The organism is Lentzea sp. NPDC036949 (genome assembly GCF_055608075.1).
Genome location: NZ_JBVJRA010000001.1, coordinates 1,066,715 through 1,084,496, shown reverse-complemented (window position 1 = coordinate 1,084,496; position 17,782 = coordinate 1,066,715). Strand labels below are relative to the sequence as shown.

General features: G+C 70.2%; 17 protein-coding genes. 10 read left to right on the top strand and 7 right to left on the bottom strand.

Annotation, left to right across the window (positions count from 1 at the left end; genetic code table 11):
• Positions 1-3 precede the first annotated feature (3 nt).
• Entirely contained in the window at positions 4-1,527 is a 1,524-nt protein-coding gene (locus ACZ7CD_RS05515; protein WP_470378351.1) for a serine hydrolase domain-containing protein, read from the top strand.
• On the opposite strand, the gene pdxR is transcribed toward ACZ7CD_RS05515, so the two are convergent.
• On the bottom strand, positions 1,510-2,847 hold the full coding sequence (gene pdxR, locus ACZ7CD_RS05510) for a MocR-like pyridoxine biosynthesis transcription factor PdxR (RefSeq protein ID WP_360385122.1): 1,338 nt from the start codon (positions 2,845-2,847) through the stop codon (positions 1,510-1,512). The two genes, ACZ7CD_RS05515 and pdxR, sit on opposite strands and share 18 nt — an antisense overlap.
• A 50-nt stretch (positions 2,848-2,897) precedes the next feature.
• Between pdxR and ACZ7CD_RS05505 the strand changes: the two genes are divergently transcribed.
• From ACZ7CD_RS05505 to ACZ7CD_RS05495, 3 genes are all read left to right on the top strand, one after another.
• Entirely contained in the window at positions 2,898-3,344 is a 447-nt protein-coding gene (locus ACZ7CD_RS05505; RefSeq protein ID WP_360385120.1) for a carboxymuconolactone decarboxylase family protein, read from the top strand.
• Between the two features lie 72 nt (positions 3,345-3,416).
• Complete coding sequence (locus ACZ7CD_RS05500; RefSeq protein WP_360385118.1) at positions 3,417-4,337, top strand: MurR/RpiR family transcriptional regulator; 921 nt, start codon at positions 3,417-3,419, stop codon at positions 4,335-4,337.
• Positions 4,334-5,245: an N-acetylmuramic acid 6-phosphate etherase gene (locus ACZ7CD_RS05495; protein WP_470369632.1), complete on the top strand. Its 912-nt coding sequence runs from the start codon at positions 4,334-4,336 to the stop codon at positions 5,243-5,245. The genes ACZ7CD_RS05500 and ACZ7CD_RS05495 overlap by 4 nt, the downstream gene beginning before the upstream one ends.
• On the opposite strand, the gene ACZ7CD_RS05490 is transcribed toward ACZ7CD_RS05495, so the two are convergent.
• The 3 genes from ACZ7CD_RS05490 to ACZ7CD_RS05480 are packed head-to-tail and all read right to left on the bottom strand — an operon-like array spanning position 5,234 to position 7,283.
• Positions 5,234-6,358: a globin domain-containing protein gene (locus ACZ7CD_RS05490; protein ID WP_360385114.1), complete on the bottom strand. Its 1,125-nt coding sequence runs from the start codon at positions 6,356-6,358 to the stop codon at positions 5,234-5,236. The two genes, ACZ7CD_RS05495 and ACZ7CD_RS05490, sit on opposite strands and share 12 nt — an antisense overlap.
• 11 nt (positions 6,359-6,369) lie before the next feature.
• Positions 6,370-6,804: an RrF2 family transcriptional regulator gene (locus ACZ7CD_RS05485; protein ID WP_360385112.1), complete on the bottom strand. Its 435-nt coding sequence runs from the start codon at positions 6,802-6,804 to the stop codon at positions 6,370-6,372.
• Between the two features lie 38 nt (positions 6,805-6,842).
• On the bottom strand, positions 6,843-7,283 hold the full coding sequence (locus tag ACZ7CD_RS05480; RefSeq protein WP_355559845.1) for an Lrp/AsnC family transcriptional regulator: 441 nt from the start codon (positions 7,281-7,283) through the stop codon (positions 6,843-6,845).
• 106 nt (positions 7,284-7,389) lie between these two features.
• On the opposite strand from ACZ7CD_RS05480, the gene ACZ7CD_RS05475 reads away from it, so the two are divergent.
• Entirely contained in the window at positions 7,390-8,205 is an 816-nt protein-coding gene (locus ACZ7CD_RS05475; protein WP_360385110.1) for a tryptophan 2,3-dioxygenase, read from the top strand.
• Between the two features lie 54 nt (positions 8,206-8,259).
• Here the strand turns inward: ACZ7CD_RS05475 and ACZ7CD_RS05470 are convergent, their stop codons facing one another.
• The gene (locus ACZ7CD_RS05470) at positions 8,260-9,468 is read right to left on the bottom strand and encodes an RNA-guided endonuclease InsQ/TnpB family protein (RefSeq protein WP_360385108.1); all 1,209 of its coding nucleotides are present in this window, start codon (positions 9,466-9,468) and stop codon (positions 8,260-8,262) included.
• Positions 9,469-9,568: 100 nt separating this feature from the next.
• Between ACZ7CD_RS05470 and kynU the strand changes: the two genes are divergently transcribed.
• Complete coding sequence (kynU, locus tag ACZ7CD_RS05465) at positions 9,569-10,669, top strand: kynureninase (protein ID WP_470378350.1); 1,101 nt, start codon at positions 9,569-9,571, stop codon at positions 10,667-10,669.
• Here the strand turns inward: kynU and ACZ7CD_RS05460 are convergent.
• Positions 10,659-11,387 carry an oxidoreductase gene (locus ACZ7CD_RS05460; RefSeq protein ID WP_360385104.1) on the bottom strand — a complete coding sequence of 243 codons (729 nt, stop codon included), beginning with the start codon at positions 11,385-11,387 and terminating at the stop codon, positions 10,659-10,661. The two genes, kynU and ACZ7CD_RS05460, sit on opposite strands and share 11 nt — an antisense overlap.
• Positions 11,388-11,644: 257 nt before the next feature.
• Between ACZ7CD_RS05460 and acs the strand changes: the two genes are divergently transcribed.
• The 4 genes from acs to ACZ7CD_RS05440 all read left to right on the top strand — a co-directional run bounded on the left by acs (position 11,645) and on the right by ACZ7CD_RS05440 (position 16,292).
• On the top strand, positions 11,645-13,627 hold the full coding sequence (gene acs / locus ACZ7CD_RS05455) for an acetate--CoA ligase (protein ID WP_470378349.1): 1,983 nt from the start codon (positions 11,645-11,647) through the stop codon (positions 13,625-13,627).
• A gap of 132 nt (positions 13,628-13,759) precedes the next feature.
• Complete coding sequence (nhaA, locus tag ACZ7CD_RS05450) at positions 13,760-14,926, top strand: Na+/H+ antiporter NhaA (RefSeq protein ID WP_470376067.1); 1,167 nt, start codon at positions 13,760-13,762, stop codon at positions 14,924-14,926.
• Positions 14,923-15,378, top strand: coding sequence for a phage holin family protein (locus tag ACZ7CD_RS05445; protein WP_360385098.1), 456 nt, complete (start codon positions 14,923-14,925; stop codon positions 15,376-15,378). Before nhaA ends, ACZ7CD_RS05445 begins: the two co-directional genes overlap by 4 nt.
• Positions 15,375-16,292, top strand: a complete 918-nt coding sequence (locus tag ACZ7CD_RS05440; protein WP_470378400.1) for an alpha/beta fold hydrolase — start codon at positions 15,375-15,377, stop codon at positions 16,290-16,292. The genes ACZ7CD_RS05445 and ACZ7CD_RS05440 overlap by 4 nt, the downstream gene beginning before the upstream one ends.
• On the opposite strand, the gene ACZ7CD_RS05435 is transcribed toward ACZ7CD_RS05440, so the two are convergent.
• The gene (locus ACZ7CD_RS05435; RefSeq protein WP_470376066.1) at positions 16,264-17,748 is read right to left on the bottom strand and encodes an FAD-dependent oxidoreductase; all 1,485 of its coding nucleotides are present in this window, start codon (positions 17,746-17,748) and stop codon (positions 16,264-16,266) included. The two genes, ACZ7CD_RS05440 and ACZ7CD_RS05435, sit on opposite strands and share 29 nt — an antisense overlap.
• Between the last annotated feature and the right edge of the window lie 34 nt (positions 17,749-17,782).

The following is a 17,782-nucleotide window of genomic DNA, read 5'->3' as shown; positions in this document are numbered from 1 at the left end:
GCCATGCTCATCCCCGCACTGGCCGTCGCACTCGTGACGGTCGCCATCCCCGGCCACTTCGACCAGCCGCAGGACGGTTTCGCGCACGAGCGGACGACGCTGCGCCCGTCCAACCCGTACTGGGCGCACCTCGACCCGGAGCCGATCAACACCGCCCTGCGCCAGGTCCGCGACTTCACCCGGCCGCAGGCGAACGGCAAGCCGCTGTTCCCCGGCGCCGTCACGCTGTACGTGCACGACGGCAAGGTCGTCACGCATGACCGCACCGGGTACGCCGTCCTCTACCGGGACCAGCAGACCGAGCTGCCGGAGGCCGACCGGGTCGCGATGCGCAAGGACACGATCTTCGACCTGGCCTCGATCTCGAAGCTCTTCACGTCGATCGCGGTGATCCAGCAGGTCGAGCAGGGCCGGGTCGACATCGACCAGCGGGTGGCGCACTACCTGCCCGAGTTCGGCGTGAACGGCAAGCAGGACATCACCGTCAAGCAGCTGCTCACCCACACGAGCGGCCTGGAGCCGTTCATCCCGCTGTGGTCGCGGTTCCCGGACGTCCCGAGCCGCATCAAGGGCGTCATGGACGTGCAGCCGAAGTCCACGCCCGGCAGCACGTACGTGTACTCCGACCTGAACCTGATCACGCTCGGCGAGCTGGTCCACCGGGTCAGCGGCAAGAGGCTCGACGAGGCCGTGCGCGACGGCATCACCCGGCCGCTCGGCATGGCGGACACCGGCTACAACCCGCGGGACAAGGACCGCACGGCCGCCACGGAGTTCCAGGTCTCCCCGCCGCGCGGCATCGTCCGCGGTGAGGTGCACGACGAGAACGCGTGGTCCCTCGGCGGGGTGGCCGGTCACGCCGGCGTGTTCAGCACGGCCCGGGACCTCGCCGTCCTCGGTCAGACCATTCTCAACGGCGGCACGTACGACGGCCGGCGCATCCTCAGCGAGCACTCCGTCGAGCTGATGCTCACGAACTTCACCCCGCAGTTCCCCGGCAACGCCCACGGCCTCGGCTTCGAGCTCGACCAGCGCTGGTACATGGGCGCGTTGAGCGGTCCCGGCACCGCGGGGCACACCGGGTACACGGGCACGTCGTTCGTGATCGACAAGGCCTCGCGCAGCATCGCGATCCTGCTGACGAACCGCGTGCACCCGTCCCGCGACTGGGGCAGCGTCAACCCCGCTCGCCGCGCCGTCGCCGACGGGCTGGCCGGTGCGCTCGCCGTGCAGTCGGGTGGAAGGCAGTGGCGGGCAACGACTTCCGGCGGCACGCTCACCGCGGACCGCCCGGTCGAGGTGTTCGTGGACGTCGACGAGGGTGACGAGCTGACCGTCCAGCACTGGGACGGCACGGCGTGGCAGGACGTCCGCACGATCACCACCACTGAGCGCCGATGGATTGCCACAGAACAGAAGAAGACGAGGTTCGTCTACACCAAGGCCGGTCAGTACAACGGCCGTGGCGTCTACGTCCACGCACGCGGCAACGTCACCGCCGAGGGCTGGTCAGCAGCACGCCGCTAGCGCCGAGGCGAACGTGTCGAGCGCCCGTGGGAACGCGGGCGCTCCGAAGCTCATGACCACCCCGGTCCGGTCGTCGGTGCTCGACGGATGCCGGAACCACGACAGCGGACTGACTTTCACGCCCAGGTCGCGCGCCTTCTGCACGATGGCCGTCTCGTGCGGGGTGTCCAGCACGGCGTGCATCCCGGCCGCGATGCCGGAGATCTCCACGTACGGCGAGACGGCCTCCACGAGCCGGGCGCGCCGCCGCTGGTACTTCAACCGCATCCGGCGCACGTGGCCGTCGTACGACCCGGACGCCAGGAAGTCGGCCAGCGTCAGCTGGTCCAGCATGCTGATGTGCTGCTCGCGGCTGGTCTTCAGCGCGAGCACCGGGTCGACGAACCGGTCCGGCAGCACCATCCACGCGATCCGCAACGCGGGCGTGAGCGCCTTGCTGGACGTCCCCAGGTAGACCACGTGCTCGGGGTCGAGGCCCTGCACCGCCCCGACGGGCTGCCGGTCGTAGCGGAACTCGCCGTCGTAGTCGTCTTCCAGCACAAGCCCGTTCACGCGCCGTGCCCACTCCACCGCCGACGCGCGCCGCCGTGGGTGCAAAGGGCCGCCCAACGGGAACTGGTGCGCGGGCGTCAGAACGCAGGTGCGCAGCTCGTCGGGCAGTTGTTCGGTGTTCGCGCCGTGGTCATCCACCGCCAACGGCACGGTCGACGTCCACAGCGACCGGTGGAACCCCAGCCCGTACTCCTCCACGACCACCGGCGGCGCCAGCAGCCGGTCGAAGATCTGCACGGCGCCGCCGAAGCCGGAGCACACCACGATCCGCTCCGGGTCGGCCCGCACGCCCCGCGCCCGCGCCAGGTACTCCGCGAGCGCCGTCCGCAGCTCGATCCGCCCCTGCGGGTCGCCGGGCCCGAACGCCTCCGCCGGTGCCGCCATCAGCGCCCGCCGCGTCGAGCGGACCCACTCCGCCCGCGGGAACTCGGTGATGTCGGGCGTGCTGACGGTCAGGTCGTACCGCACGTCGTCGGCGACGACCCGGCGCACCACCTGCGGCGGCGGCGCGACCCGTTGCGCGACAACGGTTCCCGAGCCCTGCCGAGCGGTCAGCCAGCCTTCGGCCACCAGCTCGGCGTACGCCTCGGCCACGGTGTTGCGCGCGATCCCCAGGTCGGCGGCGAGCGAGCGGGAGGCCGGCAGCCGCGTTCCCGGTGGCAGGCGCGCGGACCGGACCGCGTCCCGCAGCGACGCCGTCAACCGCTGCCGCACCCCACCCGGACCGGACAGGTCGAGGTGGAAGTCAAGATTGGCCCACGATTCCACGACCAGATTGCACCATGTCGAGGGCCAATGAGCGCCCTAGTTTTGTCCACATGACGAACCGAATCGACCTCGCCAAGAAGGCGCCGAAGGTCTACCGCGCCATGATCGCCCTCGACGCCGCTGCCCGCGAGGGCCTCGACGAGCAGCTCGCCGAGCTGGTCCGCATCCGCGCCTCGCAGCTCAACCACTGCGCCTACTGCCTCAACATGCACACCGTCGACGCACGGAAGGGCGGTGAGACCGAGGCCCGCATCTACCTGCTCAACGCGTGGGAGGAGGCGGGCGACGTCTACACCGAAAAAGAGCAGGCCGCGCTGAGGCTCACCGAGGCCATCACCGTCCTGAGCAGCCACGAGTACGTCAGCGACGAGGTCTACGAGCGGGCAGCGCAGCACTTCGACGAGGAGGAGCTGGCGCAGCTCATCGCCCTCATCTTCACGATCAACTCGTGGAACCGGATCGCGGTGTCGACCAGGAAGAAGCCCGACGTCCGCTGAACGGCTGGCCGAGAGGGTGACTTTCGGACACACTCCGTTGACCCTGGGGGTGGCGGTTAGTAAGTTTCCCACGTGTCCACTGAGAGCAGTGCCGAGTCCAGTCCGCTGGTGAAGATCCGGTCGTTGCTGCCGGGTCTCGCGCGCGCCGAGCAGCGCGTCGCCAAGGTGGTGCTGGAGAACCCGGCCACGGTCGCTCACCGCAGCATCACCGAGGTCGCCGAGCAGGCGGGCACCAGCGAGACCACGGTGACGCGGTTCTGCAAGGCCATCGGCGTCGGCGGCTACCCGGAGCTGCGCATCGCGCTGGCCGCGGACACCGCCCGCAGCCAGGCCAGGGCCAACCACGACATGGGCGGCGACATCGGCCCCGGCGACGACCTCCGCCAGGTCGTCGGCAAGGTCGCGTTCGCCGATGCCCGCGCCGTCGAGGAGACGGCGGAACAGCTGGACGTGGAGTCGCTCGCGAAGGTCGTCGAGGCCGTCGCGGGCGCACGCCGCGTGGACGTCTACGGCTTCGGCGCCAGCGCGTTCGTGGCGTTCGACCTCCAGCAGAAGCTGCACCGCATCGGGCTGACCTGCTTCGCGTGGAACGACACGCACATCGCGCTGACCTCGGCCGCGGTGCTGACCGAGGCGGACGTGGCGGTGGGCATCTCGCACACCGGCTCCACCTCGGAGACCGTCGAGGCGCTGCGGGTGGCCCGCGAGACCGGGGCCACCACCGTGGCGCTGACGAACTTCCCGCGCTCGCCGATCACCGAGGTCTCCGACCACGTGCTGACCACGGCGGCGCGCGAGACCACGTTCCGCTCGGGTGCGATGGCGAGCCGCATCGCCCAGCTGACCGTGATCGACTGCCTGTTCATCGGCGTCGCCCAGCACCACGTGGACACGGCGAAGACGGCGCTGGAGGCGACCTACGAGGCGGTGTCCGGCCACCGGCTCGGAGCCAGACCGGACGGACGCCGGCGGCCGCGGGAGACGACTAAATGACCTCGCCCCGGAACGGTGTGGTGGTGCACGTGGAGTCTCCGACCGAAGGGCGGAACCCGCGCACGGCCGACATCGACCGGGTTCCCACGATCGACGTGCTGCGGATGATCAACGACGAGGACCGCACGGTCCCCGCCGCGGTCGCCGCGGTGCTGCCGGAGCTGGCGCGCGCGGTCGACCTCGGCGTCGCCGCGATCTCGGCCGGCGGCCGGGTGCACTACGTCGGCGCCGGCACCTCCGGGCGGCTGGCCACGCTGGACGCCGCCGAGCTGGTGCCCACGTTCAACGCGCCGTCCGACTGGTTCGTCGCCCACCACGCCGGTGGACCGGAGGCGCTGGTCCGCGCGGTCGAGGAGGTCGAGGACCACTCCGGTGCCGCCCAGATCCGCCGCCACGCCACCGCCGGGGACCTGGTCGTGGGCATCACGGCGTCCGGGCGCACGCCGTTCGTGATCGGTGCGCTGCAGGAGGCGCAGGCGCTCGGCGCCCACACGGTGCTGATCTCCAACAACGCCGCCGTGCCGATCACACCGGACGTGCTGGTCGCGCTCGACACCGGGCAGGAGGCGATCGCCGGGTCGACGCGGATGAAGGCGGGTTCGGCGCAGAAGCTGGTGCTGACCTCGTTCTCGACGGCGGTGATGGTCAAGCTCGGTCGCACCTACTCGAACCTGATGGTCAGCATGCGCGCCACCAACGCCAAGCTGCGCGGGCGGACGATCCGGATCCTGCACGAGGCCACCGGACTGCCCGAGAACGCCTGCGAGAAGGCGCTCGTGGACTCGTCCGGTGACCTCAAGGTCGCGCTGGTGCACCTGCTGTCCGGGGTGCCGACCGAACGGGCGGCCGCCGCGCTGGAGGACAGCAAGGGCCACGTCCGCGACGCGCTGGACCGGCTAGCCGGCTGACACGAGGTCCGGCCCGAACACCTCGTAGTGGACGTCGGTGACACCTGCGACGAGGAGCTGGGCCCGCACCGCGCGCAGGAACGGCACCGGCCCGCACAGGTACGCGGTCGTGTCCGGCGGGACCTCGATGCCGCTCAGGTCGACGAACCCGGTCCGCTCGGCCGGCCACTCCCCGATCGGCCGCTCGTAGAAGACGTGCGCCTGCCCGTCGGCGAGCTTCGCCACGAGCTGGCCGAGACCGGCGCGGAACGGGTGGCTGAGCTGGTCGCGGTCGCCGTGCACGGCGATGACCCGCCGCGGTGAGCCGGTGGCCGCGAGCTCGGCGAGCATCGAGATCATGGGCGTGCAGCCGATGCCGGCCGAGGCGAGCAGCACCGGGCCGTCGCCGGGCTGGAGCGTCACGTCACCGGCCGGCTGGCTCAGCCGCAGCGTGCTGCCCACCGGCGCGTGGTCGTGCAGGTGGTTCGACACCTCGCCGTCACGCTTCACGGAGAACTGCAACGCGTCGTCGGTGCGCCCGGAAAGGCTGTACTGGCGGATCTGCCGGGCACCGTCGGGCAGCGGGACCTGCACCGACACGTACTGACCGGGCTGGCTCGCCGGCACCGGCCCGTCGACCGGTCTGACCACGAACGTCACCACGTCGTCGGTCTCCTGGAAGCGGGCGATCACCCGGTGGTCCTGCTGGCCCGTGGGCAGGAACCGCTCCAGGCCGATCAGCGTGTCGGCCATCAGCCAGTAGACCTCGCTCCAGGCGGCGGCGACCTCGTCCGACACGGCCAGGACCTCGGCGACGGCACCGAGGAGGTGCTTGTGCACCACCGCGTACTGACCGGGCGTGACGCCGACCGAGACGTGCTTGTGGGCGATGCGGCGCAGCATCGCGTCGGGCCGCTGCCCGGCGAGCAGGCCGGACGCGAAGGCCGCGACCGACCCGGCGAGCGCCTGGGCCTGGGTGCCGTTGGCCTGGTTGCCGCGGTTGAACACGTCCCGCAGCAGGATCGGGTGCTCGGCGAACATGCGCCGGTAGAAGAGCGTGCTGATCTCGCCGATGGCGGCGCCGACCGCGGGCAACGTGGCCTCGACCAGCTCGGCGGACTTCTCCGACAGCATCGACGTGCTCCTCACTTCAGCCCCAGGCTGAGCAGAACCGGACCGGTGGGCCGGGCGACGAGGTCTCCGACGGACAACGGGTCGAGCGAGGCGTAGAACGCCTCCTGCGCCTGGCGCAGGGCGTGGCGCAACCGGCAGGCCGAGCTGAGCGGGCACCGCAGCTCGCCCTCGCAGTCCACGACGTCCCCGACGCCTTCCAGCTCGCGCATCAGCCGGCCGATCGACACGGCCCGGCCCTGCGCGGTGAGCGTCAGGCCACCGCCCCGGCCGCGTCGCGCCTCCACGACACCGAGGTGCTGCAGCTGCGCCACGACCTTCGCCGCATGGGTGTACTGCACGCCCATGACCGCGGCGACGTCCCGTGTGGTCGGGTGCTCCGAGCCGTCCACGACGGCAAGCCTCATCACGATCCGCAGCGCGATGTCCGTGCTCTTCGTCAGCCTCACCCGACCGAGGCTAGCTTAATTTGAATCTGAGATTCCACTTATCCCGGCAGCACCGGACGCCACGGGATCGGCGTGGACAGCACCATTGCGCTGGACGTCTCACCGTGCGACGCCAACCGGACCAGCAGGCGTTCCAGCTCAAGGATGGACGTGGTGACGACCTTCACCACCGAGCAGATGTCACCGGTGAGCCGCACGACCTCCACGACCTCCGGCAGGTCGTCCAGCAGCTCGGGGTGCACGGTGATGCACCGCGGCCCGTAGCACTTCATGCGCACCAACGCGACGACCGGACGCCCCACGACAGTCGGGTCGACCACGGCGCGATAGCCGGTGATCGCACCCATGTTCTCCAACCGCCGCACGCGCTGAGCGACCGTCGGCGGTGACACGTGCACCCGCCGCGCCAGCTCGTTGTACGACAGGCGCGCATCCTCTTGGAGCGCCTCCAACAGGGCCTTGTCCACGTCGTCCAACATGAACGCAAAGCTACTCGGCTCTTTGCTTTGCGATTGGCAGAGATTCGCGTCGAACGCCTTTCGACGCCCATTCAGGTGACGCGCACTTCGAGCCAGGATTGAGGGCATGAGCTGCCCCGTGTCCCCCAAGCTGGATTTCGGCGGCACCACGCCGTACGAGGACTACGTGCACGCGTCGGTGCTGCACACCCTTCAACAGCAGTGGTCCAAAGATCCCCGTGAGATGTCGTTCCTGGTCATCACGCAGGTGATGGAGCTGTACTTCGGCCTGCTCTGCTTCGAGTGGCGCCAGGCCCAGACCGAGCTGCGCGCCGACGACCTGCGCGCTGCCGTGCGCACGTTGCGCCGCTCCGACCTGCACCTCCAGGCGCTGTCCGCGGCATGGCGCCCGATCGCGCGGATGACGCCGACCGAGTTCAACTCCTTCCGCGACGCCTTGGGCGAGGGCTCCGGCTTCCAGTCGGGCATGTACCGCGAGGTGGAGTTCCTGCTCGGCGAGAAGTCGGCGTCGATGCTCGTGCCGCACCGCGCCGTGCCCGCGATGCACGCGCAGCTGGAGGAGTCGCTGTCGAAGCCGTCGCTCTACGACGACGTGCTCGCGGCCTTGAAGCGCCGCGGTTTCGGCATCCCCGCCGAGGTGCTCGACCGCGACCTCACCAAGGCCTACGAGCCGTCCGCCGAGGTGGAGCAGGTGTGGGCGGCGATCTACCGCGGCGACGACCGCGACCTGCTGGAGCTCGGCGAGGCGCTGACCGACATCGCGGAGGAGTTCGCGCGCTGGCGCTACGACCACCTGCTCGCGACCCGCCGTTCGATGGGCGCGAAGGTGGGCACGGGTGGGTCCGCCGGTGTTGCATGGCTGGAGAAGCGCACCCAACGAGCGGTGTTCCCGGAGCTGTGGACCGCGAGGAGCTACGTTTGACTTCGCCCTCGTCCCAGGGACGCGGACTCCCACCCGCCGTGAGGCGGACAGCGCTCAAGCGCTGTGCCTCGCGGCACGGGCTTCCTGTTTCACCGCTGATCGCGGAGGGGAAACCCCTTGCCGTCTGACATCAGCTCCGCAGGCATCGCCCGGCGTTGCCCGGGCTACGGCTCGACCAGCCGCAAGGATGTTCTTCGCCGCGTTGTGGTCCCGGTCGTGCCGGGTGCGACAGGTCGGGCACGTCCAGTGCCGGGTGGAAAGCTCCAGCTCGACGAGCCGGTGACCACAGGTGGAACAGGTCTTGCTGGACGGGTACCAACGGTTGATCACCACCAACGTGCGGCCGGCACGTTGGCACTTGTACTCCAGCTGTCTCCGAAACTCGCCCCAGCCCGCGTCGGCGATAGCGCGGGAAAGCCGGCGGTTGCGCATCAGGTTTCCGATCGACAGGTCCTCGATGGCGATCAGAGCGGCTTTGCGCACAAGTGCGGTCGTGGTGCGGTGCAGGAAATCTTTGCGACTGTCGCGGACTTTGCCATGAGCACGAGCGACTTTGACCTTCGCCTTGCGCCTGTTGTTGCTGCCGGGCCGACACCGAGCCATCCGGCGTTGGTACCGGGCCAAGTTCCGCGCCTTGTGGGCGAAATGCCGCGGATTGGCGATCCGCTCGCCGTCACTGGTCACCAGGAAGTTCGTGACGCCGAGATCAACACCGACCTCGCACACCGTCGACGCGACAGGTGCGCGCACATCCGCCTCGACTGCGAATGTCACATACCAGCGGTCATCGGAATCTCGAGAGACCACCACCGTCGTGGGATCGAGAGTGGCCAAGTCCACCTCGTCGTACGACCAGACGAATGCCAAGGACGCGTTGGTCTTCGCCAGGGTCAGGACACCTTCGCGCATGCGGAACGCCGACCGGGTGTAGTGCGCACTCTGACGACCGGTTCGAGACTTGAACCTCGGACGACGGGCGCGTCCCGCGAAGAAGTTCGCGAATGCCGCATGTTGGTGACGCAGGGTTTGCTGCAACGGAACGGAGGACACCTCACTCAGGAAGGCCAGCTCCTCAGTGCGTTTCCACCGGGTCAAAGCAGCATCGGTTTCTCGATACGAGGTGGAAGCGCCATGCAGACGGTAACGGCTCTGCCGTTCGCTCAAAGTCTTGTTCCACACCAGGCGGACACACCCGAAGGTGCGGACCAGCCCGGTGATCTGTTCTGCACTCGGATACGCCCGGCACTTGTACGCCGTTCGCACGAAACACAGCGTACTGCATTCGTCACAGCGGGAGACGATCCGGATGGTTGCCCGGACCCCACCTTCCCGAACCAATCGGGCTTCTGCTTTGGAGACCTCAGTGAAGCGTGAGCTGTTCGACCTCCCCGAAGGCGTCATCTACCTCGACGGCAACTCCCTCGGCGCACCGCCGACGCACGTCGCCGCCCGGATGCAGGAGGTCGTTGCGCACCAGTGGGGAACGCGGCTGATCCGGTCGTGGTCCGAGGGCTGGTGGGAGGCGCCGCAACGGATCGGTGACCGGATCGGCCGGCTGGTCGGGGCCGCACCGGGGCAGGTCGTGGTCGGCGACTCCACGTCGGTCAACGTGTTCAAGGCGTTGATGGGTGCGGTGAAGGGCACCGAGCACGGCGAGGTCGTGGTCGACGAGGCGACGTTCCCGACCGACGGTTACATCGCGGAGTCCGTGGCCTCGTTGACGGGCCTCAAGGTCCGGGCCGCACATCCGTCCTCTTTGGACCTCACCGGGGACACCGCGGTGGTGTTGCTCAACCAGGTCGACTACCGCACCGGCGAGCTGCACGACATGAAGGCGCTCACCGAGCAGGTGCACGCGGCCGGCGCGCAGGTGGTGTGGGACCTCTGCCACAGCGCGGGCGTGCTGCCGATCGCCTTGGACGAGCTCCAAGTCGACTTCGCGGTCGGCTGCACCTACAAGTTCCTCAACGGCGGGCCCGGCTCGCCGGCGTTCATCTACGTGCCGCACGCGAAGCAGGCCACGTTCGAGAACCCGCTGTCGGGGTGGAACGGGCACCGCGAGCCGTTCGGCATGAAGTCGTCCTACGAGCCCGATCCGGGCATCGCGCGGGCACGGGTCGGCACGCCGGACATCCTGTCGATGCTGGCGCTCGACGCGGCGCTGGACGTGTGGGACGACGTGGACCTCGCCGAGCTGCGCGAGCGCGGGCTCCGGCTCACCGCGGTGTTCCGCGAGCGGGTCGAGGAGCTCACGGACCTGGAGGTGATCACGCCGGAGCGGCGCGGCAACCAGATCTCCGTGCGCTGCCCGGACGCCAAGGCCGTGATGCACGAGCTGATCGCGCGAGGTGTCATCGGCGACCACCGGCCGCCGGACGTCCTGCGGTTCGGGTTCGCGCCGCTCTACGTGACCGACGAGGACGCGGTGCGGGCCGCCGAGGTCCTGGCCGACGTCATCCGGTGAGCGCGGCGTCCGCGATGCTCCTGGCCTCGCGGGCGCCCGCCTCCAGCGACGAGCACACGAACAGGATCCACTGCGCCAGGCCTTCCAGTTCGCCCGACGCGAACGCCACGGACGCCGCCTCGTACTCCGCCGACCGGCGCAGGCACGCCACCTCCGGCACGCCGAGGCCCTTGGGGTCGAGGCCGGTGGAGATCGACGTCAGCCGGGCGGCGGCGCGGGCCACCACGCCGTTCGCGACGTCGAACGGGGCCAGGCCGAGCAGTTCGCCGTGCACGACCGCGACGAGCACGGGCGCGGGCACCGAGGTGCCACCGGTGACGAGCGAGCCGAGCAGGTCGAGCCGCTGCGACACGTCCTGTGCGACGCGCGGCCGGCCGACCTCCGGGGTCAGGTCCGCCGCGGCGAGGACGTGCAGCCGCGCCAGCGCCTGCAGCGGTGCGCGCTGCCAGACGGCGACCAGGCCGCCGAGCGCCTCCGCGATCCGCAGCGAGCCCGCGAGCACCGGGTCGGAGACCTCGCCGGACTCCGGGATCTCGGTCGGGCCGCCCTCCAGCGCCGCCGACGCCCGTGCCGCGCGGACGGACGCCTCGGCCGCGGTCGTGGCCCAGCCGCGCAGGTTCACCCGATGGCGGTGCACCTGGAAAACGGCGTCCTTGGCCGCGTTCGCGGCGTCTGCGACACCGGGCAGGGAAAGCAGCGGGGCGAGGGGATCGGTCACGGTCGCGCAGAGTACCTGACCAGGTGAAACGCGTGACCCAGCTCACTGGGCGACCGTTGAGCGCGCAACTTCGCCCGTTCAACGCGCCACACGTGCCTGGACCAGACAAAACGGGTTACACAGTGACAGCCGTGTAACCAACCTCCCAAGATTGGTCTGAACCTTTCAGGGGAGGAGCCTGTTGGAGTGAGCTGGCTCGCACTACGGTCAGTACCCGCATCCCGAACAGGTCTGGACTTTCCAGGAGGTCTCGCACCATGACGCAGTCGCCAGGCCAGGGCAACGCCCTGGACAACCTGCTCACGGAGAGCAGGACGTTCCCGCCTTCCGACGAGTTCGCGGCACAGGCGAACGCACAGCCCGCGCTGTACGAGGAGGCGAAGGCCGACCGCGAGGCGTTCTGGGCGAAGCAGGCGGAACGGCTGCACTGGGACACGAGGTGGGACCAGGTGCTCGACTGGTCGGACGCGCCGTTCGCGAAGTGGTTCGTGGGCGGCAAGCTCAACGTCGCCTACAACTGCGTCGACCGCCACGTCGAGTCCGGCCACGGCGAGCAGGTCGCGATCCACTGGGAGGGCGAGCCCGGCGACTCCCGCGCCATCACCTACGCCGAGCTGCAGCGCGAGGTCTCCAAGGCCGCGAACGCGTTGACCTCGCTGGGCATCGGCGCGCAGGACCGCGTCGCGATCTACATGCCGATGATCCCCGAGGCGATCTTCGCGATGCTCGCCTGCGCCCGCGTCGGCGCGTTGCACAACGTCGTGTTCGGCGGCTTCTCCGCCGAGGCGCTGCGCACCCGCATCCAGGACTCCGAGGCCCGGCTCGTCATCACGACCGACGGCCAGTACCGCCGCGGCAACCCGGCCCCGCTCAAGCCGGCCGTCGACGAGGCCGTCGCGGGCGCGCCGTCGGTGGAGAAGGTCGTCGTCGTCAAGCGCACCGACACCGAGGTCGCGTGGACCGACAGGGACGTGTGGTGGCACGAGCTGGTGGACGCGCAGTCCGACCAGCACACCCCGGAGGCGTTCGACTCCGAGCACCCGCTCTTCATCCTCTACACCTCGGGCACCACGGGGAAGCCGAAGGGCATCCTGCACACGTCCGGCGGCTACCTCACGCAGGCGTCGTACACGCACCACAACGTGTTCGACCTCAAGCCGGACACCGACGTCTACTGGTGCACCGCGGACATCGGCTGGGTCACCGGCCACAGCTACATCGTCTACGGACCGCTGTCGAACCGCGTGACGCAGGTCGTCTACGAGGGCACGCCGAACACCCCGGACGAGGGCCGGCACTGGGACATCGTGCAGAAGTACGGCGTCTCCATCTACTACACGGCGCCGACGCTGATCCGCACCTTCATGAAGTGGGGCGCGGACATCCCGGCCAGGTACGACCTGTCGTCGCTGCGGGTGCTGGGCTCGGTCGGCGAGCCGATCAACCCCGAGGCGTGGATGTGGTACCGCGAGAACGTCGGTGGCGGCAAGGCGCCGATCGTGGACACGTGGTGGCAGACCGAGACCGGCGCGATCATGATCTCGCCGCTGCCCGGTGTCGTCGCGACCAAGCCCGGTTCCGCGCAGCGCCCGCTGCCCGGCATCGGCGCGAAGGTCGTCAACGACGAGGGTGTCGAGGTCGAGCACGGCGGCGGTGGCTACCTGGTGCTCGACGAGCCGTGGCCGTCGATGCTGCGCGGCATCTGGGGCGACGACGAGCGCTACCGCGACACGTACTGGTCGCGCTTCAAGGACCAGGGCTACTACTTCGCCGGTGACGGTGCCAAGTACGACGCCGACGGCGACCTGTGGCTGCTCGGCCGCGTCGACGACGTGATGAACGTGTCGGGCCACCGCATCTCGACCACCGAGGTCGAGTCGGCGCTCGTGTCGCACCCGACCGTGGCCGAGGCCGCGGTCGTCGGCGCGTCCGACGACACGACCGGCCAGGGCATCGTGGCGTTCGTGATCCTGCGCGGTGGCGCGGGTGCCGACGCCGGTGGCGCGGAGGCGATCAAGGCGCTGCGCGACCACGTGGCCAAGGAGATCGGCCCGATCGCGAAGCCGCGGCAGATCATGGTCGTGCCGGAGCTGCCGAAGACGCGCTCGGGCAAGATCATGCGCCGCCTGCTGCGCGACGTGGCGGAGAACCGCGCGGTCGGCGACGTGACGACGCTCGCGGACTCGTCGGTGATGGACCTGATCTCGGCGGGCCTGCAGTCGGGCAAGTCGGAGGACTGATACTGATCTGCGCAAACGTGACGGGCGTCCTCTTCGGGGGACGCCCGTTCGCGTTAAGGTTGCGGCAGGGTGAGCCGGGAAGTCTGGTCGGCACGAGGATTTGTCGTGCCCGCAGACCGCCCTGGGAGCCCCGTGTCGCGCAAGAAGGCCGTCGTCGCCGAGTTCGCCCGTTACCTCCGCACCGAGACCGTCGGTGGCACCGTTCTGCTCGGCGCCACCGCGATCGCCCTGCTGTGGGCCAACTCGCCGTGGGCACCCGCCTACTTCGGGCTGCGCGACCTGCACCTCGGGCCGTTGTCCGTCGGCGACTGGGCCAAGGACGGTCTGCTGGCCGTCTTCTTCTTCGTGGCCGGCCTTGAGCTCAAGCGCGAGCTCGTCGTCGGCGAGCTCTCGAACATCAAGGCCGCGGCCCTGCCGATCATCGCGGCGGTCGGCGGCATGGTCGTGCCGGCGCTGATCGCGTTGTCGATCGGGTGGGGGCAGCCGGGGATCGAGAAGGCCTGGGCGATCCCGGTGGCCACGGACATCGCGTTCGCGCTCGGGGTGCTCGCGCTGACGGCGTCGGGACTGCCGTCGAGCCTGCGGGTCTTCCTGCTCTCGCTCGCGGTGGTCGACGACCTGGGCGCGATCGTGGTGATCGCTGTCCTGTTCACGGCGCAGTTCAACCTGCTGGCGGCGGGTGCCGTGGTGGCGCTGCTGGCGCTGTACTGGTTCCTCCAGCACAAGAGGATCACCACGCCGTTGCTGTACGTGCCGATCGCGCTGGCCACCTGGTGGTTCATGCACGAGTCGGGCATCCACGCCACGATCGCCGGTGTCTCGCTCGCGCTGCTGACGCGGGTCAAGCGCGACCCGTACGAGCAGCACGCGCCGGCCGTGCGCCTCGAACACCGGTTGCAGCCGTGGTCGGCGGGCGTGGCGGTACCGGTGTTCGCGCTGTTCGCGGCGGGTGTGCCGGTCGGCGCGGAGGCGTTCGGCAAGCTCTTCGAGGACAAGATCGCGATCGGTGTGGTGGTCGGGCTCGTCGTCGGCAAGGTGATCGGGATCGTGGGGGCGTCGGCGCTCGCGGTGTGGTTCAAGGCGGCGGTCTGGCCGGCCGGGGCGGGGCCGCGCGACATCGTGGCGGTGGCGACGCTGGGCGGGGTCGGGTTCACCGTCAGCCTGCTGATCGCGGAGCTGTCGCTGCCGGAACCGGAGACCGCGAAGGCCGCCGTCCTGCTCGCCTCGATGATCGCGTCGCTGCTCGCGGCGGTGTTGCTCATTCGCCGGAGCCGGGCGCATGGCACCATGTCCGGGTGACCACCAGGGAGCACATCGCGTCGATTCCGCTGACCGCTGACGACCCCGCGGCCGAGGCCTCGATCGGCGGCCTGGTCCGCGACGCGACCGCGCACGTGTCGACTTTGGTCAGAGCAGAGGTCGAGCTCGCGAAGGGCGAGCTCGCCGCCGAGGTCAAGAAGGCGCTCAGGGGCAGTGTTTTCTTCATCGTCGCGCTGACGGTGCTGCTGTTCAGCCTGTTCTTCTTGTTCATGGCGCTCGGCTTCGGGTTCACCGAGTGGTTCGGCTGGTACGCCTGGGCCGGCTTCGGGCTGACCTTCCTGCTGATGCTCGTCACCGCGGGGCTGTTCGCGTTCCTCGGTTACCGGAAGGTCCGCAAGATCAGGGCGCCGGAGCGGTCGATCGCGGCGGCCAAGGACACCGTGGCCGCACTGCGCAACCGTGACTCTCACGGCAGGGGCGACGACAACTGAGCCGCAAACCCGACCCGTCGGTGGTGCGGGTCGCGGGGCCGTGGACGCACCGCGACGTCTCGGCCAACGGCATCCGCCTGCACGTCGCCGAGCTCGGCGAGGGACCCCTCGTGCTGCTGCTGCACGGGTTCCCCGAGTTCTGGTGGTCGTGGCGGCACCAGCTGACCGCGCTCGCCGAGGCCGGGTACCGCGCCGTGGCCGTCGACCTGCGCGGCTACGGCGACTCGGACAAACCCCCGCGCGGGTACGACGGGTTCACCCTCGCGGGTGACATCGCGGGTCTGGTCAAGGCGCTCGGCGCCCCCCGCGCGCACCTGGTGGGCCACGCGTGGGGCGGCCTGCTGGCGTGGACGGCCGGCGCCATGCACCCGCGGCTGGTGTCGTCGGTGTCCGCGCTGTCGGCCCCGCACCCGCTGGCGTTGCGCCGCACGTTCCGCCGACTGGGCCGGCTGAACCGGCACGTGCTGCAGTTCCAGCTCCCGCTCTACCCGGAACGCCTGCTGACCAGGGAGAACGGCCTGCAGGTGGCCAAGCTGCTGTCGGCGTGGTCGGGCCCGAAGTACCGGTCGGCACCGGAGTTCGACGAGGTCGTCCGCCGCTGCCGGCAGGCGATGCTCGTGCAGGGCGTGGCGCACAGCGCGATGGAGTACTACCGCTGGGCCGTGCGGTCCCAGCTGCGCGGCGACGGCCGCCGCTTCGCCGAGGCGGTCGACAAGCCGTTGCCGGTGCCGGTGCTCCAGATCCACGGCGAGCTGGACGCGGTGGTGCTGGAGTCCACAGCCCGCGCGTCCCTGCCGTGGCTCGGTCCCGGCTCGGAGTTCCGCTCGCTGCCCGAGGTGGGGCACTTCCCGAACCAGGAGGCGCCGCACACCACGAGCCGCCTGCTCACCGAGTTCCTGCAGAGGTCGTCCTGAACGCCGCCGCCAGCTCCGCCGCCGGGTCGTCCGGCAGCTCGGTCGCGCGCCAGGCGATGTAGCCGTCCGGGCGGACGAGCGACGCGCCCTTGCCGGACAGCCCGAACGCGTCGAGCGCCTCGACGGGTTCGTACCGCACGCCCAGCGGTTCGGCCGCGTCCGCCCACAGCGGGTCGTTCGCCACCAGCACCCAGCCGCGTTGGAACAGGTCCAACGTGGACTTCCCCGGCTCGATCCACAGGTGCGGGGCGCGCGTGCCGGGCTGGCCGTTCCACTGCTCGGGGAGCCGGGCTGGCGGCAGTTCCTCGCCCGCCCCGAGCACCGCCGCCGAGCGGTAGAGCACGCCGAAGTGCATGGCGTCGTTGTCGTACAGCGGCGCGTCCTCCGGTTCACCGCCGCGGTTGTGGCCGTCGTTGCGCGCGAAGATCTGCTGGTGGCACAGGGTCGCGACGGGCCGCCGTTCCGCGTCGTAGGTGTCCAGCAGGGACGGTCGTGACGTGCCGTCCAGCACGGCGGCGAGCTTCCAGGCGAGGTTGTGCGCGTCCTCGATGCCGACGTTCGCCCCGAACCCGCCGCGGCTGGGCGGCAACGTGTGCGCGGCGTCGCCGGCGAGGAAGACCCTGCCCCGGCTGAACCGGTCGGCGACGTTCGCGCTGATGGTCCACCGGCCGGTGGTGATGACCTCGACGTCGAGGTCGTCGCGGCCGATGGCCTGGAAGACCTTCTGCCGCAGCTCCGGCTCGGTGTACTCGCGGTCGTCGAGCATCAGCACCCAGCGGCCGTCGCCGTAGGTCGTGAGGAAGCCGACGTCGTCGATCACGAACTGGCCGATGCCGTCCTTCAGGTACTCGTCCAGCGGTGCGCGGAACAAGACGCTGCGCGACGTGTGCATGTATCCGCGACCGGTGCGGGTGATGCCGAGCTGTTCGCGGATCGGGCTGCGGTGGCCGTCGGCCGCGACGAGGTAGTCGGCGCGGATCTCGTACGGCTCCCCGTCACCCTGCACGACCGCCGTGACGCCGTCGTCGTCCTGGGAGAACTCCAGCATCCGGGTGCTCATCCGGATGTCCGCGCCGAACGCGCGCGCCTTGTCGCGCAGGATCGGCTCCATCACGTCCTGCGCCGCGCCGACGCCCCTGACCGGCGAGTGCTCGACGTCCGTGAGCTGAGCCGGTGGCGTCCAGAACGTCTCGTCGTACTTCTTCCCGACCAGGCTCTCCGCCCGCACCCGCCGCACGCCGAAACCCCTGGTCATCCGGCTGCGCGGCAGCTCGTCCCCCATGCCGACCGCCCGCAGCAGCTCACCGACCCGCGCGTTGAAACCGACCGCCCGCGGGTGCGGTGAGCTGCCCGGGTGCTTCTCGACGAGCACCACGTCCACCCCGCGCCACGCCAGGAACAACGCGGCCGAGGTACCCGCCAGCCCGCCCCCGACCACCACGACCTGCGTCCTCATCACGCCCACCCTCCGATACGCCGTATCTGTCAAT